20 protein-coding genes are annotated in these 22,535 nt (G+C 62.0%); 7 read left to right on the top strand and 13 right to left on the bottom strand.

The genetic code is table 11. The features are described 5' to 3' along the window. Position 1: 1 nt before the first annotated feature. On the bottom strand, positions 2–586 hold the full coding sequence (plsY, locus tag D5125_03075) for a glycerol-3-phosphate 1-O-acyltransferase PlsY (GenBank protein ID QFY88544.1): 585 nt from the start codon (positions 584–586) through the stop codon (positions 2–4). A 182-nt stretch (positions 587–768) separates the two neighbouring features. Between plsY and folB the strand changes: the two genes are divergently transcribed. From folB to D5125_03055, 4 genes are all read left to right on the top strand, one after another. After that, positions 769–1,125, top strand: coding sequence for a dihydroneopterin aldolase (folB, locus tag D5125_03070; GenBank protein ID QFY88543.1), 357 nt, complete (start codon positions 769–771; stop codon positions 1,123–1,125). Positions 1,126–1,128: 3 nt separating this feature from the next. Continuing rightward, positions 1,129–1,623, top strand: coding sequence for a 2-amino-4-hydroxy-6-hydroxymethyldihydropteridine diphosphokinase (gene folK, locus D5125_03065; GenBank protein ID QFY88542.1), 495 nt, complete (start codon positions 1,129–1,131; stop codon positions 1,621–1,623). A gap of 427 nt (positions 1,624–2,050) precedes the next feature. Then, a complete protein-coding gene (napA, locus tag D5125_03060) occupies positions 2,051–4,594 on the top strand; it encodes a nitrate reductase catalytic subunit NapA (protein ID QFY88541.1) in 2,544 nt (847 codons plus the stop codon). Between the two features lie 72 nt (positions 4,595–4,666). Beyond that, positions 4,667–5,101 (top strand): nitrate reductase cytochrome c-type subunit, encoded by a 435-nt coding sequence (locus D5125_03055; protein ID QFY88540.1) that lies wholly within the window; start codon positions 4,667–4,669, stop codon positions 5,099–5,101. A gap of 127 nt (positions 5,102–5,228) precedes the next feature. Here D5125_03055 and D5125_03050 read toward each other — a convergent pair whose 3' ends face one another. The 3 genes from D5125_03050 to D5125_03040 are packed head-to-tail and all read right to left on the bottom strand — an operon-like array spanning position 5,229 to position 7,458. Beyond that, positions 5,229–5,960 (bottom strand): class I SAM-dependent methyltransferase, encoded by a 732-nt coding sequence (locus D5125_03050; protein ID QFY88539.1) that lies wholly within the window; start codon positions 5,958–5,960, stop codon positions 5,229–5,231. Then, on the bottom strand, positions 5,960–7,201 hold the full coding sequence (locus tag D5125_03045; protein QFY88538.1) for a BtaA family protein: 1,242 nt from the start codon (positions 7,199–7,201) through the stop codon (positions 5,960–5,962). Before D5125_03045 ends, D5125_03050 begins: the two co-directional genes overlap by 1 nt. A gap of 8 nt (positions 7,202–7,209) precedes the next feature. After that, a complete protein-coding gene (locus D5125_03040) occupies positions 7,210–7,458 on the bottom strand; it encodes a TraR/DksA C4-type zinc finger protein (GenBank protein ID QFY88537.1) in 249 nt (82 codons plus the stop codon). Between the two features lie 593 nt (positions 7,459–8,051). Between D5125_03040 and D5125_03035 the strand changes: the two genes are divergently transcribed. Together D5125_03035 and D5125_03030 are read left to right on the top strand one after the other, a co-directional pair. Then, complete coding sequence (locus tag D5125_03035) at positions 8,052–11,732, top strand: transporter substrate-binding domain-containing protein (GenBank protein ID QFY88536.1); 3,681 nt, start codon at positions 8,052–8,054, stop codon at positions 11,730–11,732. Continuing rightward, positions 11,725–13,812: an EAL domain-containing protein gene (locus tag D5125_03030; protein QFY88535.1), complete on the top strand. Its 2,088-nt coding sequence runs from the start codon at positions 11,725–11,727 to the stop codon at positions 13,810–13,812. Before D5125_03035 ends, D5125_03030 begins: the two co-directional genes overlap by 8 nt. A gap of 645 nt (positions 13,813–14,457) precedes the next feature. Here D5125_03030 and D5125_03020 read toward each other — a convergent pair. The 9 genes from D5125_03020 to D5125_02980 all read right to left on the bottom strand — a co-directional run bounded on the left by D5125_03020 (position 14,458) and on the right by D5125_02980 (position 21,516). Continuing rightward, positions 14,458–14,652 carry a hypothetical protein gene (locus tag D5125_03020; protein ID QFY88533.1) on the bottom strand — a complete coding sequence of 65 codons (195 nt, stop codon included), beginning with the start codon at positions 14,650–14,652 and terminating at the stop codon, positions 14,458–14,460. A gap of 283 nt (positions 14,653–14,935) precedes the next feature. Further along, a complete protein-coding gene (locus D5125_03015; protein QFY88532.1) occupies positions 14,936–16,675 on the bottom strand; it encodes a nickel-dependent hydrogenase large subunit in 1,740 nt (579 codons plus the stop codon). Positions 16,676–16,686: 11 nt separating this feature from the next. Continuing rightward, a complete protein-coding gene (locus D5125_03010) occupies positions 16,687–17,160 on the bottom strand; it encodes a hypothetical protein (protein ID QFY88531.1) in 474 nt (157 codons plus the stop codon). Further along, entirely contained in the window at positions 17,157–18,452 is a 1,296-nt protein-coding gene (locus D5125_03005; GenBank protein ID QFY88530.1) for a (Fe-S)-binding protein, read from the bottom strand. Before D5125_03005 ends, D5125_03010 begins: the two co-directional genes overlap by 4 nt. Continuing rightward, positions 18,449–19,108, bottom strand: coding sequence for a hypothetical protein (locus D5125_03000; protein ID QFY88529.1), 660 nt, complete (start codon positions 19,106–19,108; stop codon positions 18,449–18,451). The genes D5125_03005 and D5125_03000 overlap by 4 nt, the downstream gene beginning before the upstream one ends. 1 nt (position 19,109) lies before the next feature. Then, complete coding sequence (locus D5125_02995) at positions 19,110–20,204, bottom strand: hydrogenase small subunit (protein QFY88528.1); 1,095 nt, start codon at positions 20,202–20,204, stop codon at positions 19,110–19,112. Between the two features lie 10 nt (positions 20,205–20,214). After that, the gene (locus D5125_02990; GenBank protein QFY91039.1) at positions 20,215–20,706 is read right to left on the bottom strand and encodes a hydrogenase expression/formation protein; all 492 of its coding nucleotides are present in this window, start codon (positions 20,704–20,706) and stop codon (positions 20,215–20,217) included. Between the two features lie 206 nt (positions 20,707–20,912). Beyond that, the gene (locus D5125_02985; protein QFY88527.1) at positions 20,913–21,212 is read right to left on the bottom strand and encodes a hypothetical protein; all 300 of its coding nucleotides are present in this window, start codon (positions 21,210–21,212) and stop codon (positions 20,913–20,915) included. Between the two features lie 43 nt (positions 21,213–21,255). Continuing rightward, complete coding sequence (locus tag D5125_02980; GenBank protein QFY88526.1) at positions 21,256–21,516, bottom strand: DUF5062 family protein; 261 nt, start codon at positions 21,514–21,516, stop codon at positions 21,256–21,258. Between the two features lie 116 nt (positions 21,517–21,632). Here D5125_02980 and D5125_02975 point away from each other — a divergent pair, with 116 nt between their 5' ends. After that, a complete protein-coding gene (locus D5125_02975) occupies positions 21,633–22,505 on the top strand; it encodes a GGDEF domain-containing protein (GenBank protein QFY88525.2) in 873 nt (290 codons plus the stop codon). Positions 22,506–22,535 lie beyond the last annotated feature (30 nt).

Here is a 22,535-nt window from a genome sequence, read left to right as displayed (position 1 = left end):
GCTACTGGCCGATCCGCCCCTCCTCGCCCCGCAGCAGTTGCTGGATATTGCTGCGGTGGCGCCAGAACAGGACCAGGCTGATCAGTAACTGCATGGCCAGAAAGGCCCCCTCTGGGCGCAACCACCAGACCACCAGCGGTGCCAGTGCCATGGACACCAGCGCCGAGAGAGACGAAATCTTGACCACCTTGGCCATGAACAGCCAGATCAGCGCCACCACCAGGCCGATGGGCCAGTAGAGGCCAAACTGCACCCCCAGTGCCGTGGCCACGCCCTTGCCGCCCTGAAGCCCAAAGAACACCGGGTAGAGATGACCCAAAAAGGCCGCCAGGCCAATCAGCGCCAGGCCTTCCACCGACACCCCCAGCCAATGCCCCAGCAGCAGCGGCAGCAGCCCCTTGAGCATATCGCCCAGCAGGGTGAAGGCCGCCGCCTTCTTGCCGCCGATGCGCAGCACATTGGTGGCCCCTGGGTTGTTCGAGCCCTGGGTACGCGGATCGGGCAGGCCCAGCACCTGACACAGCATGATGGCGCTGGACAGGGAGCCAAGCAGATAGGCGGCAAGAATCAATACATATTCGGTCATGCTGGAAACCCCTTGGCCTGTGCGGCGGTTGTTTGGTCTAAAGGCCTATCCATGCCGACAAGCCTCCAGGCCGTGCATTATGATGAAAGACGGGGCGGCCGTCAGCCATTTGCTTGGGTACTTCGACAGCCCCCTCCAACAGGGTAGAATCGGCACCAGATTGCACTTTCAAGACAGACACCATGGATACAGTATTCATACGCGGCCTGCGGGTCGATACGGTTATCGGCATCTATGACTGGGAGCGGGAGATCCGTCAGACCCTGATCCTGGACCTGGAGATGGGTACGGATATACGTCAGGCCGCCGCCAGCGAGGACATTGCCCACACCCTGGACTACAAGGCCATCGCCAAGCGGCTGGCCGCCTTTATCGAGGGCAGTGAGTGCCTTCTGGTAGAGACCCTGGCGGAGCGCTGCGCCGAGCTGCTGCAGCGGGAGTTTGCCATCCCCTGGCTGCGGCTGAGCCTGAACAAGAAGGGCGCGGTGAGTATCGCCGAGGATGTCGGCGTGATCATCGAACGTGGCAGCCGGGGCTGAGCCGTGCCACAGATCCTGCTGAGCCTGGGCAGCAATATCGAACCGGAGCGGAATCTGCGCCTGGCGGTACGGGCCTTGCGCGAGCAGTTTGGCCAACTGAGCCTGTCACCGGTGTATCGCACCCCGGCGGTGGGCTTCGATGGCCCGTCCTTTCTCAACCTGGTGGCCGCCTGCCAGAGCGGGCAGTCCGCGGCGGCCATCGGCAAGCGGCTCAAGGCATTGGAGGATGAGCTGGGGCGCAGCCGTGGCGGTGCCAAGTTTTCCTCCCGCAGTATCGATATCGATCTGCTCACCTACGGCGATCTCTGCGCGGGGCAGGGCGGGCCCAATATCCCACGCGATGAGATCCTGCGCTACGCCTTCGTCCTCAAGCCCCTGGCCGATCTGGTGGGCGGCCAGCGTCACCCCTGCCTGAAAAAGACCTACGCCGAGCTGTGGCAGGCCTTTGGCGTCACCCAAGAGCCCAGCCCGGTATCCTTTGACTGGACTGGGTTGTAGGAGGCAGAAAGCAAGGGCCGCAAATCGGTCCTGCGACAAGCGTAGAACGGCACCACGCCCAGCCAACAGGGCCCAGGGGCTTGAGGGCTGAAGGTTTTGAGTTGTTGCCATTGGCTGCCGACCTGGCTTTCAAACAAGGCGGGTCTTGCTTGACCAAAATCAAGTTCTCCCGTCAATTCCCCTGATAGTTTCAGGGGACATTGATAATCATCAAAGCCAGCCAGATGCAAGCCATATCCCAGCCAAGAGGCCCAGCGCCAGGGCCCGCACCCAGGGCCTGTAACCCCTCGTGTCGCGCTACAGCAGGCGCGCCTGGGCCACTGTCCCCCTGGGCCATCTCGGCCTGCATCCATCGATTTTCTTTGGGCAACCCAGGTTGCCCACCCCTTAGACCCATCAGGCTTTAGTGCCAGAGGAGAGAGTGCTCATGAGTCAGACTCGTCGTGAATTCATCAAGACAAATGCCATTGCGGCCACCGCTGCGGCGGCCGGAATCAGCATCCCAGGGATAACCCTGGGGGCGGAACCGCAAGACGATAAGGGTGTGCGCTGGGACAAGGCACCCTGCCGCTACTGTGGCGTTGGCTGTTCGGTGCTGGTGGGCACCAAGGATGGCCGGGTGGTGGCCACCCAAGGCGATCCGGATGCCCCGGTCAACCGTGGCCTGAATTGTATCAAGGGCTATTTCCTGTCCAAGATCCTGTACGGTCAGGACCGCGTCACCCAGCCCCTGCTGCGCAAGACCAACGGCAAGTTCGATAAGAACGGTAAGTTCGAGCCGGTGACCTGGGATGAGGCCTTCGATATCATGGCGGAGAAATGGAAGGCCGCCATTGCCAAGGATCTGGAGCGCAACAAGGGCAAGCCGCCGGAAAAGATCACCTCCAGCGTCGGCATGTTCGGCTCCGGCCAGTGGACGGTGTGGGAGGGCTATGCCGCCTCCAAGCTGATGAAGGCCGGCTTCCGCTCCAACAACATCGACCCCAACGCCCGCCACTGCATGGCCTCGGCGGTGGGGGCCTTCATCCGCGCCTTCGGGGCCGACGAGCCCATGGGCTGCTACGATGACCTGGAACACGCCGATGCCTTCGTCCTCTGGGGCGCGAACATGGCGGAGAACCATCCCATCCTCTGGTCTCGCCTGACCGACCGCCGCCTGTCCAAGCCCGACTGCCAGGTGCATGTGCTCTCCACCTTCGAGCACCGCAGCTTTGAACTGGCCGACCACGGCGTCATCTTCAAGCCGCAGACCGACCTGGCCATTCTCAACTATATCGCCAACTACATCGTCAATAATGACGCCGTGAACTGGGATTTTGTCAACAAGCATGTCAAGTTCACCAAGACCGCCACCGACATCGGCTATGGCTTGCGCCCGGATCACCCGCTGGAAAAGGCGGCCAAGAACCCCGGCAAGGGCAAGCTTGAGGCCATCGACTTCGAGGCCTACAAGAAGGAACTGGCACCCTACACCGCCGAATATGTCTCTGAGCTGTCTGGCGTGCCGGTAGAGAGCCTGGAGCGCCTGGCCAAGCTCTATGCCGATCCGAGCAAGAAGATCGTCTCCTACTGGACCATGGGCTTCAACCAGCATGTGCGTGGGGTCTGGGTCAACGGCCTGATGTACAACGTACACCTGCTCACCGGCAAGATCTCCGAGCCGGGCAACGGCCCCTTCTCGCTGACCGGCCAGCCCTCCGCCTGCGGTACCGCACGCGAAGTGGGTACCTTTGCCCACCGCCTTCCCGCCGACCTGGTAGTGGCCAAGAAGCCACACCGGGAGTTCTCGGAAAAGGTCTGGCAGCTGCCGGAAGGCACCCTGCCCGGCAAGGTTGGCTTCCACGCCGTACTGCAAAACCGCATGCTCAAGGACGGCAAGCTCAACTGCTATTGGACCAGCACCACCAACAACATGCAGGCCGGCCCCAACATCAACGAAGAGACTTACCCCGGCTGGCGCAACCCGGACAACTTCATCGTTGTCTCCGATCCCTACCCCACGGTCTCGGCCATGGCCGCCGACCTGATCCTGCCCACCGCCATGTGGGTGGAGAAGGAAGGCGCCTACGGCAACGCCGAGCGGCGCAGCCAGTTCTGGCGTCAACAGGTCCAGGCCCCGGGCGAGTCCCGTTCCGACCTCTGGCAGTACGTGGAGTTCTCCAAGCGCTTCAAGACCGAAGAGGTCTGGCCTGAAGAACTGCTGGCGAAGAAGCCCGAATACCGCGGCAAGACCCTGTTCGACGTGCTCTACGCCAACGGCGCGGTGAACAAGTTCGATAAGCAGACGGTCACCGACGACCGCGGCAATCAGTATCTCAATGACGAGATGGAGGCCTTCGGCTTCTATCTGCAAAAGGGCCTGTATGAGGAATACCGCGTGTTCGGTATCCAAGGGCCGAAAAAGGGCCACGACCTGGCCGAGTTCGACCATTATCACAAGGTCCGTGGCCTGCGCTGGCCGGTGGTCAACGGCAAGGAGACCCTATGGCGCTACCGCGAGGGTTATGACCCCTTCGTCCCCAAGGGTGCCGGCATCGCCTTCTACGGCAACCCGGACAACAAGGCCAAGATCATCTCCGCGCCCTATGAGCCACCGGCCGAGGCCCCGGATGACGAATACGATATGTGGATGTGTACCGGTCGTATCCTGGAGCAGTGGCACACCGGCACCATGACCCGCCGCGTACCCGAACTTTACCGCGCCGCGCCTGATGCCGTGGTGTACATGCACCCGGAAGACGCCAAGAAGCGCGGTATGCGCCGGGGCGATCTGGCCCGGGTGATCAGTCGTCGCGGCGAGATCAGCCTGCGAGTGGAGACCAGGGGCCGCAACAAGATGCCCGAGGGCATGGCCTTTGTGGCCTTCTTCGATGCCGGTCGCCTGGTCAACAAGCTGGTGCTTGATGCCACCGACCCGCTGTCGAAAGAGACCGACTTCAAAAAGGTAGCGGTAAAGGTGGTCAAGGCCTGAGGCCCGCCTCGATACAGCAACAATCCCTTATTTATCCACGCCTGGGCCCAAGGCCCAGTGAGAGGAGAAGACATGAAAACATCCGTTCTGTTCTACAGTATCCTGCTCAGCGTCCTGCTGGGTCTGTCCGGTGCCAGCCTGGCCGAGCTTAAATCCCTCGGCGGCAAAGACCCCATAGCGGCCGATGCCCCAGCGCCCAAGCTGGTCAGGTTCATCAACGACAAGGAGAACATCCCCAAAACCTTCGAGCAGCAGCCACCGCTGGCCCCGCACCGTAACGAGAAATACACCGTCAATCTCAGCCAGAACGAGTGCCTGGACTGTCATCAGAAGGAAAAGGGCGAGGAAGAGGCCAAGTCCGTACCCATGCCCGAGTCCCACTACGCCGACGCCCATGGCAAGATACTGGATGAGATGCCCGGTCGTCGTTACTTCTGCAACCAGTGCCACGTCTCTCAGATCGAGGCCGAACCCCTGGTAGGCAACAACTTCCAGACCGTGCAATAACAGACCCTCTGGGCACCCAACCCCGCAGCCGGGCAACCCGGCTGCGGGCCATGCCGCGTATAAGGCGCTTCCCTTTTTTCAGTCTTCAGTCCTCCGTTCTCCGCCCCATGATCGTTAGGTTTGAGGCCTACTGGCCTTTTTTTCGCCCCAGAAAGCGGTAGTAGGGCACCCGGAGCAGGGGTAGATAGGGCACGCGGGCCATTTCCTCGGCCAGGGAGACCCGCTCGCAGCGTGCCTCCAGATAGGGCAGGTGATCGGGGCTGGGCTGCACCCCGTCGTGGGCGAACCAGGCCGGCCAGAAGTGGCGACAGAGGGCGCCGTGGCGTCTATGCCCCGGTGCCGGGCTGCGGCGGCTGACGTAAAAATCCACCACCGCCAGCCAGCCCCCCGGCTTGAGCAGGGCCAGTGCGTTGTCGATGGCGCTGAACCAGTCCGGGATCATGCTCAGGGAATAGGAAAAATACACCGCATCCACTGGCTGTTGCGGCCGATAGCAGGTGGCATCCGCCTCAATCACCTGCACCTGGGGCAGGTGCCGCCAGCGCGCCTCGGCCTGGGCCAACAGGGGCTGGCACAGGTCCACCAGCTCCACCCGGGCCAGATCATCCAACCGTGGGCTGAGAAAGGCTAGGTTGCGCCCGGTGCCGGCACCCATCTCCAGCAGGCTATCACCCTTGTTTAATCGCCCGGCCAGATCATGCAGCAGCTCGGAACGACCCTGCAACAGGCGTTCGCGGAACTGGTCATATTGGGCGGCCTGCGGGCCATAGAATCCGTTCAGCCGCTCCTGCAGGCTGCCCTGCCCCGGTTGGCCGCGCAGTAAGGCCCAGAGGATGCGGCCATCCTCGGCCAGGGCCATCAGGCATACCCCGGCGCGGCCTGGCGCTGGGCGATGTGAAAACCGGCGTAGGTGTGCACCCGGTCTTTCAGGGTCAGGCGCTCGGCCAGCGCCGGGTCAAACTGAAACAGCTCCTGCACCCGGCTGTTGTGGCCGGGGATGCGGATCTGCTCCAGGTAATCGGGCCGGGCATGGGCGCTGCGGAAGATCAGCCGGGCATCTGGGGTGGCGCGTTGCAGTATTGCCGCCCATTCCTCGGCCAGGGCCTGGGGGTGATAGACGCTCATCCAGTCCATGTGATCGAGCAGCACAAAGCGGGAGATGGCCTCATCGGTCTGGTTGAGAAAGTCCGTGATCAGGCCGCTGTGGGGCCGGATGCAGTCCACCAGGCCGCTCTTCAGGGCGGCAAAGTTGTGCGGCTTGAGGTATTCAGGGCAACAGCTGGGGCTGTAGCTGCCGTGGATATACACCGCCCAGAAGTAGTTGTCCGCCACCGGCAGATGGCGAAAGACGTATTCGATGGAGTCGCGCACAAAGCCGTAGATGCCGCCTTGATGGCTGCGCTTGACCTCCTCGCGCTGGGGGTGCGGCACGCCCAGCAGGCTCATGGTCAGCGGGCGGCTGATCATCCATTTCACCGTCCGCCCCCAGAGCAGGGGGGCGATTTCTTCATCGTAGCGCGCCCGCTGCTCGTCCAGGTCCTGACTGTGGTAGAGGCCATAAATCGCCTCCCTCAGCTTGGGACGCAGGCGCAGGTAGTTGCGAAAACCCCGCGCCACCAGCCCGGACAAACCGAAGTAATAGAAGCTGTCGTTGCGTCCGCTGCGGCTGAACCAGTGGATGCGCCTATCCCAGAAGCCCCGGGCGAAATCGGACAGCTCAGCACGCAGGGCATCCTGATAGATCTCCTGGGCCTGGAGATGCCCGCCCTGGCCGAACAGGGCGAAGAAGTCACTGTGTTGCAGCTGGCGTATGCCCGCCAGTTTCAGCTCCAGCAGGGCGGTCTGGCGCGGATTGGCGTCCACCGCGTGGATGCGGGCCGGGCCACACAGGGCGTAGTCAAGCACGTTGCAACCGGCGCTGGTGATCACCAGCATACGGTCCTCGGGGCCGATCTGCAGGGCCTCGCGGTCCACCGCCGGGTCTTCCCAGCAGGTGTTGTAGATCAGGTTGCGCTGATACAGGCTGCTGAACAGGTTCTGGTGCAGGCGATTGCCCAGACCGGTCTTTTTTGAGCCATTGGCTGGCCTGAGATGTTCCATGTATGCCCCTAGAATGCCGCGCTGGCGCTGAATTGGAATTGGGATTGTTGCCGCTCATGGCGCTCTTGGCAGGGCGCGCAGCGGGTGGCGTTGGGTACATGACGCAGGCGCTCGCTGGGCACCTGGCCACCGCAATCCTGGCAGTCGGCGCGGCCCACGCCATCACTCAGCTTACGGCGGATCTCGGCGATGGTCCGCTGGGTCAACTCTTCAATCCGGACCTGGGTCAGGTCCAACTCATCGGCAAAACGCTCCATAGCAAGGCCCCCTCTGATGTCATTGAATGATGGGGCGATTGTGCGCAACCAATGTGACAGGAAGATGGCTTGAGCAGAAGACAGAGGACTGAGGTAATTACTCGCTCCCTCTCACCTTCAAGGAGAGGGGCTCAAATTCCCCCCTTTACAAAGGGGGGTAGGGGGGATTTCTTCAATCGGAGCATTACCCATTTGTTCCAGCCCAAGCTGGTCATTCTACGCCGCATCGATAGGGTTGGCCCAGTGGGAGCGGGCTTGCCCATGATTCCAGCCGCTTGCTGATCGAGGTGAGACAAGTGGGTAATGCTCCCCCTCAATCCCCCTTTTGCAAAGGGGGAGGCCAACTCTCTACCCCATAAGCTTCCCCCGGTTACGGGAAAAAACCGGTCACCAAGGGCTGAGGCGGTTTCTCCCCAAAGGGGTAAGGGGCTTAATGGCCTGGGTAGTTAAGGAGGGCAGGGGGTTGAAGGTCTTTTGCGTCATTAAATGAATTTGTCGCACAATGATGGAAATTCTATCTCCTGCCCTCCCCCTCCCAAGATTACTTATGATACCTTCAGTAGCTGGCCAAATTCGACATACAGGAGGCCGCTATGCCCCGGCGTTTGTTGCATATCTGTCTCTTGGCATGCCTCTGGCTGATCTCTGCGCCAGGGGTGGCGGTGCAGGACCCTGCCCTGGATCTGAGCGTAGAAGAACGCGCCTGGCTGGATGCCCATCCGCGCATTGTGCTGGGCATCTCCGACCAGTTTCAGCCCGATGTCTTTATCAATCCAGACGGCTCCCGCAGCGGCCTGGTGGTGGATTATTTGCGTCTGCTCAACCAGCGACTGGGCAATCGCCTGCAGTTGCATGTGGAACAGGACTGGCAGGCGGTGACCGACAAGGCCCTGACCGGGGAGATCGACGGCCTGGCGGCTTCGGCCCCCAATTCCATCTGGGATCGGTATTTTCTCTACACTGAGCCCTACTATCACGGCTACTTCCACATCTATGTGCGCAGCAACTCCACCCCTTTGCAGCGGCTGGAGGATTTGGCCGGGCGGCGGGTTGGCTATCTGGCCGGGATGCGGGTGGTCGATGAGATGCTGGCCCAGGTGCCGGGGATAGAAGCCCAGGGCTTGAGCAGCAACGAGGCCCTGGCCAAGGCCCTGCTGGAGGGTCAGGTGGAGGCGGTGATCGGGGCCATAGACCTGGAGTGGTGGCGGCGCAACAACAGCCTGATGGGGTTTGAAGTTTCTGGCTTCATCGAGTCCAGTCGCCACCCTGTCTTGATGTCGCTGCGCAAGGACTGGCCCCTGCTGCCGGGCATCATCAACAAGGCCCTGGCCAGTATCCCTTTGGCCAAACGCGAGGCCATTGCCCAGACCTGGCTGGGGCAGGTGGGCGGCATGGATCGGCAAGGCCAGGTACAGCTGAGCGATGCGGAACGCCGCTATCTGGCGCAACTGTCCCTACGCCGCTCTACCTCGCTCGGCTGGCGGCCCTTCTCCTATGTCGATGAGCGGGGCAAGGTGGTCGGTATCAGCGAGGACTACTGGACCCTGCTGCGCGATAAATTACAGTTGCAGGAGCAGATACTGCCGCCCAAGCCCTTTGCCGCCGTGGTGGCTGACATGCAACAGGGCAAGGCGGATCTGTTCATGGCAACCACCTCTACCCAGGACCGCGCCGAGTTTGCCCTGTTCAGCCAGGGCTACGAGCAGTTTCCCATCGCCATGGTCATGCGCCGGGATGATGGCATCATCACAGCGGCCTCGGCCCTGCAGGATCAAATAATAGCGGTAGGCGAGCACTATAGCGCCTACCACCTGCTCAAGCAGAAGTACCCGAACATGCGATTTCTGTTGGTAAAGGACACCCCAACGGCGCTGCAGGCGGTGGCCCAGGGACAGGCCCGTGTGGCGGTGGATATACTGCCGGTGCTGCAACACTACCTGGCCGAGCGTGACGACCATCTGCTGCATCTGGCCGGGGTCACGGATGTCTCCTTTGAGCTACAGATCATGCTGGCTCAGGAACATGCCCCCCTGCTGCCCCTGCTCAATCGCGCCATTGCCGCCATCACCCCGGAGGAACGTCTGCAGCTGCACCGCCAGTGGATGTGGGCCAATCCGCTGCAACAGCGCAAGCTGGATTACGCGCTGCTGTGGCAGTTGGCCGGGGGGACCGCCCTGGTGATACTGCTGATCCTGATCTGGAATCGCCAATTGGCCGGCCAGATCAACCGTCGCAAGCTGGCGGAGCAACGACTGGAGCGTTCGCTCAATTACCAAATGGCGGTAACCAGTGCCTCCCTCTGCCTGTTGCACCAGCGCTCGGTGAAGGAAAATATCAATGAGGCCCTGGACCGGTTACGTGACTGTACCGACGCGGCAAGGGTCTATATCTTCGAGAACTTCATCGATCAACAAAACCGGCTCTGTACCCGTCAGACCTACGAGGTCTGCGCCCCCGGCGTGATCGCGCAGCTGGACAATCCGGATTTGCAGCATTTTGTCTATGAAGACGGCTTTGCCCGTTGGACTGAGCGCCTGGGCCGAGGGGAGAGTATCTACGGCTCTCTGGCGGAATTCCCTGAGATAGAGCGTCAAACCCTGATTGAACAGGGCATCATTTCCATCCTGGTGGTGCCGATCGAGGTGCAGGGGCGCTGGTGGGGCCTGATTGGCTTCGACGAGACCCGGCACCAGCACCGCTGGCATGAGGATGAGATCACCATGCTGCGTATCGCCGCCACCATTCTGGGCCGTTACCTGAGCCTGATTCAGCTGCAAGAGGAACTGCAGGCGGCCAAGATTGCCGCAGAGGCGGCCAGTCAGGCCAAGAGCGCCTTCCTGGCGAACATGAGTCACGAACTGCGTACCCCGCTCAACGCCGTGTTGGGCTTTTCCCAGGTCCTGTTGCGCGATCCCGATCTAGACCGGGATAAGCGGCATAACCTGGAGATCATCAAACAAAGCGGCGACCACCTGCTGAACCTGATCAACGACGTGCTGGACCTGGCCAAGATCGAGGCCGGTCGCCTGGAGCTGGTGCCTGAGCCCTTTGCCTTGCGCGGCTTTTTTGTGGACCTGGGGCGGCTGTTCAGCCTCAAGGCGCAGGAAAAGGAACTCTGCTTTGAATGCCATGAAGAGCAGCTGCCCGCTTGGGTCAAGCTCGATGCCAAGCGTCTGCGCCAGATCTGCGTCAACCTGCTCAGCAATGCCATCAAATTCACCCAGCACGGCCAGGTACGCCTGGAGGCAAGTTACCAGAAGGGCTCGGACCTGAGTCCCCAGGCCGATGGCGATCTGCTGATTCGGGTCAGCGACAGCGGTATCGGCATAGCCCCAGAGCAGCAGGTCGAGGTATTCAAGCCCTTCAGCCAGGTCGGTGAGGCCCACTACAAACAGCAGGGCACCGGCCTGGGACTGGCCATCAGCCGCAATCTGGTGGAGCAAATGGGCGGCCTGTTGGAGCTGGAAAGCCAACCAGGACAGGGTAGTCTGTTTAAGGTACGGCTGCCGTTACAGCTGTTGGAACAGCAATGGCGAGAAGCCGAGCAGGGCATGGACACCCTCAGCGTCACAGGCTACCGGCGCACCGACGGCCTGGAGCAAGGCTTCCGCCTGCTGTTGGTCGATGATGAGCCCCTCAATCGTTCCCTGCTGGTCAATCTGCTGGAGCCCTTGGGCTTTGCCCTGAGCGAGGCCGAAGATGGCCAGCTGGCCCTTGCCCTCACCGAACAGCAGGCCTTTGATCTGATACTGATGGACAGATGCATGCCGAGGCTTGATGGCCTGGAGGCCACGCAACAGCTCATGGCCCGGCCCGGCGCGGCGAATAAATGTATCGTCGCCCTGACCGGCCGGGCATTTGACGAGGATCGCGAGCAATGCCTGGCTGCCGGTTGCCGGGATTTTCTCAGCAAGCCCTTGCAATACGCTGCCCTTCTGGATGTGCTCCAGGCCCAGCTGCCCCTGGTTTGGCTCGGCACTGAGCAGGCAATCCCCGTGGCCAAAACAAGGCCCACCCAGCAAGTCCTGGGGCAAGGGCCGGAAATCCCCTCCCCTAAGGATTGCCTTGCGCTGGGCCTCTCCAGTGACTGGCTCGATGGTCTGAGCCAGGCCATGCGCCGCGCCAGGCCTGAGCGGGCAAGCCCCCTCCTGGACCAACTGGCCGCCAAAGATCCGATACTGGCAGACCAGCTGCGGGGCTGGATTGAGAACTACGACTATCCGCGGGTGTTAGAATGGCTGGAACTTTTGCGGGGGAAGCACTCGGATGACTGAAAATCAAAAACCGCACATCATGGTGGTGGACGACACCCTGGAAAATCTCAAGGTGATCAATTCCATCCTCTCGGCTGAAAACTATGAGGTACGGCCCCTCTCCCAGGGTGAACAGGCCCTGTACGCCGCCCAGGAGGAAGTGCCTGACCTGATACTGCTGGACATCATGATGCCCGGGCTGGACGGTTATCAGGTCTGCGAACGGCTCAAGGCCAATCCGGTCACGGCCAAGGTGCCGGTGATCTTCCTCAGCGCCCTGCAGGATGCCGAGAACAAGGTGCGCGCCTTTCAGCTTGGGGGAGTGGATTACATCAGCAAGCCCTTTCAGGCGGAAGAGGTATTGGCCCGGGTCGCCACCCATCTGCATCTGAGCCAGTTGCAGCAGGCCCTGCAGCAGCAAAATCGACAACTGCAAGAGGCCGCGACCCTGTTTGAGGTCAGTAGCGACTGCATCGTCCTGACCGATGTCAGGGGGGTGATTCACCGGGTCAACCCCTCCTTCACCGAGCTGACCGGCTATGCCCCAGAAGAAGTCATAGGCCAGACCCCGCGTCTGTTCAAATCCGGTCGGCATGATCGAGAATTCTATCAGCAACTTTGGCATGGGCTGCTGCAGCAGGGTTTCTGGGAGGGGGAGATCTGGAATCGGCATAAAAACGGCTCCATCTACCCGCAGTGGGAGCGCATCACCGCGGTGCGGGATGCCCAGGGCGAAGTCAGCGGCTATATCGCCCAGGCCAGTGAGATCACCCGGCGCAAACTCACCGAGCGGGAGATTCGCCACCACGGCAACTACGATGCCCTCACCGGTCTGGCCAATCGCACCCTGTTGCTGGAACGCCTGGATCAGGCCCTCAAGCAGCACAACCGCAACCGCTGCACGCTCTGTCTGCTGCTTATCGCCCTGGATCGCTTCAAGCAGGTCAACGAGAGTCTGGGCTATCTCAGTGGCGATGCCCTGTTGCAGCAGGTAGCTGCGCGGCTGAGTGACTCAATCCGTGAAATAGATACCGCTGCCCGCATTGGCGGCAGCGAATTTGCCCTGGTGCTGACCGAGCAGGCCGATCATCGCCAGTGCGAGGCAATGGCCAAACAGGTGCTGGAGCGGATACAGGAGGTCTTTGTTCTGCCCGAGGGGCGGGCCGAGATCGATGCCAGTATCGGTATCAGCCTGTTTCCCGATGATGCCGACAGCCACCCACTGCTGCTGCGTAACGCCACCCTGGCCCTGTCCAGGGCCAAGGCCGAGGGCGGCAGCCGACTGCGCTTCTTTACCGAGGCGATGGACAAGGAAGTACTGCAGCGACACCGATTGGAACGGGATCTGCGCCAGGCCCTGACCCAAGACCAGCTGAGCATCCATTACCAACCCATAGTCGATCTGCACAGCGGTGCCACCCTGGGGGTCGAGTCCCTGTTGCGCTGGCGGCATCCCGAGCTTGGCCCCATCAGCCCCGCCCATTTCATCCCCATTGCCGAAGGGGCCGGGCTGATCCAGGCCATAGGCACATGGGTATGCAAAGCTGTCTGCCAACAACTACAGGAATGGCGGCAGCGGGGGTTGGTGTTCTATGCATCGGTCAACGTCTCCGCCCACCAAATACCCCAGGGCATCGACCCCAAGTGGCTGTTTGAGCTGACCCAGTACCACAGGCTGGAGCCCGAATTCTTGGTGCTGGAGATCACCGAGACCGCCCTGGCCGATGACCTGGAGGGTGTGACGACCTGGCTGGAACAGGTCAGGGAGCTGGGTTTCAAGGTCTATCTGGATGACTTTGGCACGGGTTATTCGTCACTGTCCTACCTGAAAAATTTCCCGGTGGATGCGGTCAAGATCGATCGCGCCTTTATTCGGGACATGGTGGAGCAAAGTCGGGATCGCGCCCTGGTCCAAGCCATTTTGGCCATGAGCCAAAGCCTGGATTTACAGGTAGTGGCCGAGGGTATTGAGACCCAGGCGCAGCAGCAACTACTGCGGGAGATCAACTGTAACTATGGACAGGGCTTTGTGTTTTCCAAGCCATTACCGGCCGAGGAGCTGGTTCAGGGGACAGGGATTGAGTTGCTGCGCAGCGAATGAATTCACCGGCGAAAGTCATTCCTGATTACTCACAAATCTCAGCCAGTCGAATAGGGCGGCCCGTGGCCGCCGAGCAACCACTAGGGGCAGGCTTCATTGCTGTGGCCAGGCGGCGGGCGCGGCCCGCCCTATGCCGCTGCCTGAGGACAGAGGATAGAGGGCAGAATTTTGCGTTGCTGCGCGACAGGTTGATTATCGGGAGCATTACCCGCTTGTCCAACCTCAATCAGCAAGCGGCTGGAGTCATGGGTAAGCCTGCTCCCGCCGGACAGCCCATGGGCGTAGGAGCGGCCTTAATTCTATAAACCGCAGATTACGCCGATTGTCGCAGATTAACTGATTGATTTTTATTGGGTTAGAGTGGCTTGATTAGTCACCCGCCGGGTGGGTGGTTGCACTTGGCAAACATGCTGCAAAATCTGCGTAAATCTGCGAACTCTGTGGTTCAACTGCCTTTTTTAGGTTCAGTATTCACGCCTGATTTGCTCGTGTCAGGCATGCCACACTGGATGCCGAATACCCGAAAAATTTGCCTAAATCTGTGAAATCTGTGCTTCGACGGTTCTTTTTGGATTCAACCACGCAGCGGCATAGGGCTGGCCGTGCCCGCCGCTAGGCCTGCCGTGCAGGTGTGGGTATCTATGCCTAGGCCTTGTTGCGTTTGCGCTGATAGAAAAAGTAACCCACGGCGGCGATGGGGATCACGGGCCAGGCGTGGGCCAGCAGATGCAGCAGGGTTTCGCCCAGGCCTTGGCCGTGGACCTCGGCGTGGGGCCCGTGGGCCAGCAGGCTGGTGGAGCTGAGCAGGGCGGTGGTGGCAATCAGGAATTTTTGGCTCATGGCTGTCCTCAATAGGTTGTCAAAGAATCGCTCGGGGCGCAGGCAAAGATTAACCCAAAACAGGCGGCTTTACCGCTGATTTTATCCAAAAACTGATCCCCGTGCCGGGAGCTCCGGGGAACCCCGAGCGCTGGCTCGGAGGTCATAGGGCGGCCCGTGGCCGCCGTGCCCTTACCGGGGAGTATCCTCAAACCGGGTGAGTTGGCGGCGGGCGCGGCCCGCCCTGTGCTGCTCCAGCCCCACACCGGATTCCGCTTCGCTGCATCCGGGCTACAGGTCAGCATCAGCTGATTTTTACTTGCAGCATCTCTTCGCCGTCCTCGTCGCTGAGGTGGATGGCGCAGGCGATGCAGGGGTCGAAGCTGTGGATGGTGCGCAGGATCTCCACCGGCTGCTGGGGGTCGTGCAATTCGTGGTTGTCCTGTAGCGCCGCCTCGTAGGCGCCGGGCTTGTTTTCCGGGTCGCGCGGGCCGGCGTTCCAGGTGCTGGGCACCACCGCCTGGTAGTTGTCGATCAGCCCGTCCTTGATTACCACATAGTGCGCCAGGCTGCCGCGGGGGGCCTCGGTGAAGCCAACGCCCTTGGCCAGATTGGGCCAGCTGGAGGGCTCCCACTGCTTTTCGTTGAAGGTGCGGGTGTCGCCGGCCTTGATGTTGGCCAGCAGTTCATTCATCCAGCCCTGCATGCGATCGGCGATCAGCTTGGTCTCCAGGGTGCGCGCAGCGGTACGGCCCAGGGTGGAGAACAGGGCGCGCTTGTCCGCCTTGAGCTGGCCCAGGGTGGCATCGACCAAGGCGCGGGTGGCCTCGTCACCACCGGCGTAGAGCATCAGCACCCGCGCCAGGGGGCCGACCTCCACCGAGTGCCCCTTCCAGCGCGGTGCCTTGAGCCAGGTGTAGCCATCGCTCACGTCCAGCTGTTTGTAGGGGGCGTCCGGCCCGCCACGGCCCTTGTAATTGAATTTTGTCTCGCCATCCCAGGGGTGCAGGCCCTGGTCTTTGCCGTCTTTGTAGTCGTACCAGCTGTGACTGACGAACTCCTGTACCTCGGCAGGGTCGCGCAGATCGACCGGATGGATTTCATCCAGATTGCGGTTGAGGATGACGCCGGGCTTGATCCACCAGCTGGCCGGGTCGCCCAGGTTACCCTGGCCGCTGGGGAAGTCGCCATAGACCATGAAGTTGCCCAGGCCCTCACCGCGCTCGAACCAGTCCTTGTAGAAACCGGCAATGGCCAGGGTGTCTGGCACATAGACCTGATCGACGAAACTGCGCATCTGGTCGATGATATTCTGCACCTGGGACAGCTTTTTGGCGTTGATGGCAGAGTCGGAGTTGAGATCGATGGGGCTGGGCACGCCGCCCACCAGGAACATGGGGTGCGGGTTCTTGCCACCGAAGATGGCGTGCAGCTTGGCCACGTCGCGCTGCCACTCCAGTGCCTCCAGGTAGTGGGCCACGGCCATCAGGTTGGCCTCCGGTGGCAGCTTGTAGGCCGGGTGACCCCAGTAGGCCTTGGCGAAGATGCCCAGCTGGCCGCCATCGACGAAGGCCTTGAGGCGTTTCTGCATGTCGTTGAAGTAGCCGGCCGAGGATTTAGGATAGCTGGGAGAGACGTTCTGCGCCAGCTCGGCGGTGGCCTTGGGGTCGGCGCTCAGGGCCGAGACCACGTCCACCCAGTCCAGCGCATGCAGGTGATAGAAGTGCATGACGTGGTCGTGGATATACTGGGCACCGATCATCAGGTTGCGGATCAGCTGGGCGTTGGCGGGGATGCTGTAGTCCAGGGCGTCCTCCACCGCGCGAATCGAGGCAATGCCGTGCACCAGGGTGCAGACGCCGCAGATACGCTGGGCGTAGGCCCAGGCGTCGCGCGGGTCGCGGCCCTGCAGGATGATCTCGATGCCGCGCACCATGGTGCCGGAGGAGTAGGCCTGATCGATCTTGTTGCCGGCCATCTGCGCCTCGATGCGCAGGTGGCCCTCGATACGGGTGATGGGGTCAACGACTATGCGTTCACTCATGGGGGACGTCCTCAGAGGTTTTCCAGAAAGCGGGAAAGGATGACATATTGCCGGGTGGTTTCCTGCGCCGGGCTGCTGTCTTCCTGCTCGTCGGTCTGATCGATGGCGGCACTGGTGCGGGCCATGCGGCAGCTCAGTGCCGCCTGCCAGGCCGGACTCTTGCCCTCCTTGAGCACCTGCGGGCTGAGACAGGCGTGCAGGGCGCGACCAACAAAGTAGGTGGCCTGGTCCTGCCAGTCACCGGCGGCACCGCAGCGGGCGTGGCTATCCAGCACGGCCTGCTTGACGGTCTTTTGCGCCAGACCCAGGCGATCCGCGTCGGCCTCGGCATCCAGGGCGCTGTTGAGCACCGAGCGCAGGCGCTCGTCGTTGCACAGATCCATCACGCTCTCCACCAGTTGGGCGCCGATCAGGCGTTGCTGGATGGCATCCAGGCCCTGCAGGGCGGTCTTCATTTCCCTGTCGTTGCTGATGCTGCTGTTCATTGGGCGTTCTCCTTGGCGGGCGTTTCCGGGCTGGTGTCAACCAGGTGTTCGGCAATCATCTCGGTCAGCCCCACCACCGGCAGGTCCATCTCGTAGTGTTCCAGGCCCTCCTCCAGGGTGATGCGGCAGTTGGCGCAGGCGGTGACCAGGGTATCTACCTTGACCGCGTCGAGCTGGGCCTTTTTCTGCTTGAAGGCGGTGAGCTTGAGCCCCTCGGCGCGCTCGTTGGCACTGACCCCGCCGCCGCCGCTGCAGCACCAGTTCATCGCCCCGGCATCGGGCATTTCGACGAAGTTCTTCGCCACCATATCGAGCAGTCGGCGGGGGTGTTCGACGATGCCGCCCTTGCGCGCGATCTGACAGGGGTCGTGGTAGGTCAGGCGCGCTTCTTCCAGGCCCTGGGTCTTGAGCAGGCCCTGGCTGCGGAATTCATCGAGCACCTCCAGGATATGCCGCACCTTGAACTTGTAGGACCGACCGATCAGGTTTGGCCCCTCCCAGCGGATGGCGGTGTAGGCGTGGCCGCATTCGGGGCTGATGACGGTCTTTACCCCCAGTTCCTCGGCGGCGTCCACCACCCGCTGCACCAGCTCCCGGGCCAGGTCGGAGACGCCGATCTGGATGCCGCTGTTGGTGGCCTCGAAGGCCTTGGAGGAGATGGTCCAGCTCTTGCCGGCCTGGTGCATGATGCGCGCCACCGCCTCCATGTACTCGGGGAAGTTCATGATCTCCATGGAGGACAGCAGCACCATGTACTCGGCCCCGGCCTTGTCCAGGGGAATCTCCAGGTCGATGCTGTCTTCCACGTGGCCGATCTGCGCCTTCACCGCCGGCAGGCGCACGCCCATGGGGCTGCCGATCTCGATCGCCCGGGTGGTGGCACCGATCAGGCCCTCGGGGGCGTGACCGGCGGCGGCAAAGCCCTCGCGGATCTTGCGGATCATGCCGGAGATGTCGTTGCCCACCGGGCAGACCAGGCTACAGCGGCCACACAGGGAGCAGCCGTCATAGACCAGCTCTTCCCAGTCGGCAAAGTCCTGTTCGCTGACCGGTTGGGTCAGGCCCAGGGCGCTCTTCAGGCGGCCCCAGAGGGTGTATTCCTGCTCCCAGATGCGGCGCATGGGCTCGACCTTGTTGATCGGGATGTAGCGCGGGTCCTGGGTCTGGTTGAAGAACAGGCAGGCCTCGGCGCACAGCCCGCAATGCACGCAGGAGCTGAAGTAGCTGGCGGTGCTGGCATCGATCTGTTCCTTGATGAACTCAATGCCCTTTTCGATGGATGCCCCACTCATGATTCTATCCCCCTATGACCGGCCTTATAGCCCTGATACCAGCGCGACAGGGCAAAGCTGAACATGTGCGTCAGCTTGCTGAAGGGCGCGCTGATGAGCAACAACTCGACGCTGAGGATGTGCAGCGCCAGCATCAGGGTATAGGGCAGCAACAGATGGTTGTAGGCCAGGTAGCCGGTGAGTACCGGCAGCAGGGTGACCAGCCAGGCCCAGTAGTCGCCTGGGGTGCTGAGAAAGCGCAACACCGGGTTGTTCAGGCGCAGCATCAGGGCCACCACCAGGGTGATCAGGGTCATGGCGGAGAGGGCATCGATCACCCCCGAGGGCAGGTTGGGCCAACCAAAACCGAGCAGGGACTCAAACACCGCGACGTGCGGGCCGAACAGAAAGATCATTGCCAGCAGGCCAATGTGCATGACAAAGGAGTTGATGATGCGCAGCGGCTCCTTGGCCAGGATGCTCGGCCGTGGCAGGCTGCGGCTGAACAGGGTGCGCAGGCCGCCCTGAACACCGCTGCCACGGGCCTCGGACAGGTCGGTCTTGTACCCCAGGCTGAGGATTTCAAACAAGCGCAACAGCATACCGGCAATGAAGATGACCAGGGCCACCTCAAATGCCGGGCCGCGCGCCCAGGCGAGTAGGGCTTCTGCGGACATATCAGGTTTCCTTGTTCAGATCGGTAACGGTCATGGTTTCGTGGGCCTTGGCGGCGGCCTGCTTCTTGCTCCGGTTCATCGCCGCCAGGCCGGCCCCAGCGGCCACGCCTAGGGCGGCGGCGGCCACGGCGGTGGAGCCTATGTTGCCGGTGGGTACCGACAGGGCCTTGTACAGGCCGCCGAAGTCCCAGAAGCCGGGCTCGGAACAGCCAATGCAGCCATGCCCCGACTCTACCGGCCAGCTGGTGCCCTCGTTCCATTTGTTGGTGGCACAGGCGTTGTAGGTAATCGGCCCCTTGCAGCCCAGCTTGTACAGGCACCAGCCCTTGCGCGCACCCTCGTCGTCAAAGGTCTCGGCAAACTGGCCGCGCTCGTAGAAGGGGCGGCGGTAACAGCGGTCGTGGATGTTCTGGCCGAAGAACACCTTGGGCCGGCCCAGGTGATCCAGCTCCGGCAGGCTGCCGAACACCAGAAAATGCGCCAGCACGCCGGTAATCACTGTGGGGATGGGCGGGCAGCCGGGTACGTTGACTATGGGCTTGTCCTTGATGATCTCGCTCACGCCCACGGCACCGGTAGGATTGGGCTTGGCCATGGGCAGGCCGCCGTAGGCGGCGCAGGTGCCGACGCTGACGATGGCGGCGGCGCCCTCGGCGCACTCCTTGAGCATCTCCAGGTTGCTGATGCCGGCAATGGTCGAATAGTTGCCGTTCTCCGCCAGGGGAATGGAGCCGTCCACCACCAGGATGTACTTGCCGTGGTGCTGCTTCATCGCCTCCTCGCGGGCGTGCTCGGCGGCATCCCCGGCGGCGGCCTGCAGGGTGTGGTGATAGTCCAGCGAGATGTGATCGAAGATCAGGCTCTCCACCGTTGGCGCATGGCTGCGGGTCAGGGACTCGGTGCAGCCGGTACACTCCTGGAAGGAGAGCCAGATCACCGAGGGGCGCTTGGCCTGCTCCAGGGCCGCCGCCACCCGTGGGATCAGCGCCGGTGGCAGGGCCATCAGCGAGGCGGTGGCGGTACAGAACTTGAGAAAGCCGCGCCGCGACACGCCGCGCCGGCGCAGGCTCTCCAGCAGGGTGATTTCTTCTGCCATGGTTGCTCCTCTATCCCGCCAGGTGCGGGGCTGATGAATCCAATGGCTGGTCCAGATCGCTACCCGGTTCGCTATCCGATTGGGCATGCAACTGGGTATCCAGCCGGTCATCCAGCTGCCGCAGGGCCAGGTCTATGTCCTCGACCGGGGTGCTCAGCAGCCGGGGGCAGTGGCTGATCTCGATATGCAGCACCAGTTCCTGCTCATCCGGGTCGAAATACTGCACCAGCCAGACCCCGGCCAGGGCGGTCTCGCGGATCAGGGTGGGGCCAAGGGCCTCGATGCGGGCGCTGACCTCGCCCTCCCCCAGCGCCGCCAGCAGGCGATCACGATCGCCCGGGCCGAAGGGGATGGCGCTCAGATCCAGCAGGGTCGGCTCGCCCTCCTGTTGCAGCCGCAGCAGGGCATGGCGGATCTCGTGCAGCAGGGGCAAGGCATTGCCCGCCTCCGGCGGCGCGGCATCCGCCTGCCAACTCACCTCAACAGCATCAAGCACAGGCAGCCCCCTCAAACAAAATCTCAACCCGGAGGATTCTAGGCCAGATTGTGCAGGAGTGAATGCCAACCGCAGGTTTAATTGATCTAACGCAAGAAACCTGCAACAGGGTGGGAGGGCGGCTTGCCTCGCGACGCCTGCCAGGTCGCCCGGCGATGTTTCATGCTCTGGGGTGTCACCACTTGCTTCATGTCCGTTAGGGGGTAATCAGGTCAGTCATTGAATTCCCGCTCCGGGTCCCAGCCGACGGCGCGGGCGCGCTCGCGAGCGGCATCGTAGATGCGTCTGTGCCTTTGCTGCAGCTCCTTGGGCAGTTTGCTGGGTAGGTGACCGTAGCCCTCCCAGGCGGCATGGACCTGATCGTACAGGGGTTGCAGCCGCCCCAGGTCCCAGTTGGCGCAGTCCTCCTCCTCGGGCAGCAGGTCGAATACCCAGGCGTCCATGATGACCTTGCCCAGGGGGGTCAGGCCACCGTTGTCGTCGTTGTGCAGTCCGGGGTAGTGCTTGTTCATGCGGTGTCTCTCGCGGGTCTAGGGTTGGGAATTTGGCGGTGTGTCAGCCGTGCAGGGGATGGTCCTTGGGCAGGCGGCGCTGGATCCAGAGGGCGAGTTTGTGGCGGATGTTCTCCTGGCTCTCCTGGCCCTTGGGCAAGGGCTGTATGGCCTTGGCGAAGACCAGCAGGCGATAGACGTATTCCAGCTTGTCCTTGCGTGAATCCGTTCCCTCAAACTGGGCCGCCCCGGCCCGCTCGGCTATGCCCATGCCCGCCTTGAGGGCCAGTTTGACCAGTTCGGCCTCATGCTTCAATTTCTTCATCGTGCCATCCCATGCCCCAGGCCATCACCTGCGGGATAAAGTGTTTTTGATCTGCCCTGGGCAATATACCATAGCCCCTTGATGCAAATACTTGTTGGGGTTTGAGGGCCTGCGATTTGGCTGTAGCGGATCGGTTTCTGGCCAGGCTGCGTGGCCTGGTGTTGTGGCAACCCACTGGATTGGCCCGCTATGCGGTGCTGGCTGGGGTATTGTGTTTGACCCTGGCGGTGGCCTATGTCCACCATCATTTCGGGCTGCGCTATGAGTTTCACGCATTCTTTGGCCTGCCGGTGCTCCTGGCCGCCTGGCTGTTGGGGCCACTGGTCGGCCTGGCCGTGGTTGGCCTGGTTGTCTGGCTGTGGTTCCTGATCGATGCCCATTTGCAGGCGGGCGCGGATGCGGCCCTGGTGTTCAACTCCCTGATGCGGCTGCTGATTGCCCTGGTGGAGGTCTGGTTTCTGCGCTTTCTGCGGGATGCTCTGGAACGGGAGACCCGGTTGGCCAGGATTGATCCACTCACCGGGTTGTCCAATCGGCGGGATTTTTTCGAGCGCGGCCAGCAGGTGCTTGCTGCAACGGCACGCTCCAGGGAGCCATTTTGCGCGGTATTCATCGATCTGGATCACTTCAAGTTGGTGAACGATCGACTCGGGCATGAGGTAGGTGACCACTTGCTAGAGCAGGTTGCCCGGGTGCTGCGCAGCGAGATTCGGACAATGGACCTGGTCGGTCGCATGGGGGGTGATGAGTTTGCCCTGTTGCTGCCTAACACCCGTGCCGATGAGGTGATGAGCCTGATTGAACGCATTCGGTTGCGGCTGCGGCTGGTGATGCAGGAGAACGGCTGGCCGGTGACCCTCAGCATAGGTATTGCCAGCTACGAGACCCTGCCCGGCGACCTGGAGATGATCGTCAACGCGGCAGATGAGTTGATGTACGAGGTCAAGCAATCGGGGCGGAACCGAGTGGTCCAGCGTAATCTGGGTTGATCACCGGGCCGCCCCCAATTTCCCTGCGCA

The sequence above is a fragment of the gamma proteobacterium SS-5 genome (assembly GCA_009497875.2).
Classification (GTDB): Bacteria; Pseudomonadota; Gammaproteobacteria; order Chromatiales; family Chromatiaceae; genus Magnetovirga; species Magnetovirga frankeli.
Note: the sequence above shows the minus strand (reverse complement) of the source record. Positions and strands in the feature narration are given on the sequence as shown.

Excerpts from the sequence above, each read along its gene's own strand:
- D5125_03050 (QFY88539.1), bottom strand. The coding sequence starts at position 5,960 with ATGGCCCTGGCCGAGGATGGCCGCATCCTCTGGGCCTTACTGCGCGGC.
- D5125_03010 (QFY88531.1), bottom strand. The coding sequence starts at position 17,160 with ATGAACAGCAGCATCAGCAACGACAGGGAAATGAAGACCGCCCTGCAG.
- D5125_02980 (QFY88526.1), bottom strand. The coding sequence starts at position 21,516 with ATGAAGAAATTGAAGCATGAGGCCGAACTGGTCAAACTGGCCCTCAAG.
- D5125_03035 (QFY88536.1), top strand. The coding sequence starts at position 8,052 with ATGCCCCGGCGTTTGTTGCATATCTGTCTCTTGGCATGCCTCTGGCTG.
- plsY (QFY88544.1), bottom strand. The coding sequence starts at position 586 with ATGACCGAATATGTATTGATTCTTGCCGCCTATCTGCTTGGCTCCCTG.
- D5125_03030 (QFY88535.1), top strand. The coding sequence starts at position 11,725 with ATGACTGAAAATCAAAAACCGCACATCATGGTGGTGGACGACACCCTG.
- D5125_03005 (QFY88530.1), bottom strand. The coding sequence starts at position 18,452 with ATGAGTGGGGCATCCATCGAAAAGGGCATTGAGTTCATCAAGGAACAG.
- D5125_03020 (QFY88533.1), bottom strand. The coding sequence starts at position 14,652 with ATGAGCCAAAAATTCCTGATTGCCACCACCGCCCTGCTCAGCTCCACC.
- D5125_03000 (QFY88529.1), bottom strand. The coding sequence starts at position 19,108 with ATGTCCGCAGAAGCCCTACTCGCCTGGGCGCGCGGCCCGGCATTTGAG.
- D5125_03015 (QFY88532.1), bottom strand. The coding sequence starts at position 16,675 with ATGAGTGAACGCATAGTCGTTGACCCCATCACCCGTATCGAGGGCCAC.
- D5125_02995 (QFY88528.1), bottom strand. The coding sequence starts at position 20,204 with ATGGCAGAAGAAATCACCCTGCTGGAGAGCCTGCGCCGGCGCGGCGTG.
- D5125_03045 (QFY88538.1), bottom strand. The coding sequence starts at position 7,201 with ATGGAACATCTCAGGCCAGCCAATGGCTCAAAAAAGACCGGTCTGGGC.
- napA (QFY88541.1), top strand. The coding sequence starts at position 2,051 with ATGAGTCAGACTCGTCGTGAATTCATCAAGACAAATGCCATTGCGGCC.
- D5125_02985 (QFY88527.1), bottom strand. The coding sequence starts at position 21,212 with ATGAACAAGCACTACCCCGGACTGCACAACGACGACAACGGTGGCCTG.
- D5125_03055 (QFY88540.1), top strand. The coding sequence starts at position 4,667 with ATGAAAACATCCGTTCTGTTCTACAGTATCCTGCTCAGCGTCCTGCTG.
- D5125_03040 (QFY88537.1), bottom strand. The coding sequence starts at position 7,458 with ATGGAGCGTTTTGCCGATGAGTTGGACCTGACCCAGGTCCGGATTGAA.
- folB (QFY88543.1), top strand. The coding sequence starts at position 769 with ATGGATACAGTATTCATACGCGGCCTGCGGGTCGATACGGTTATCGGC.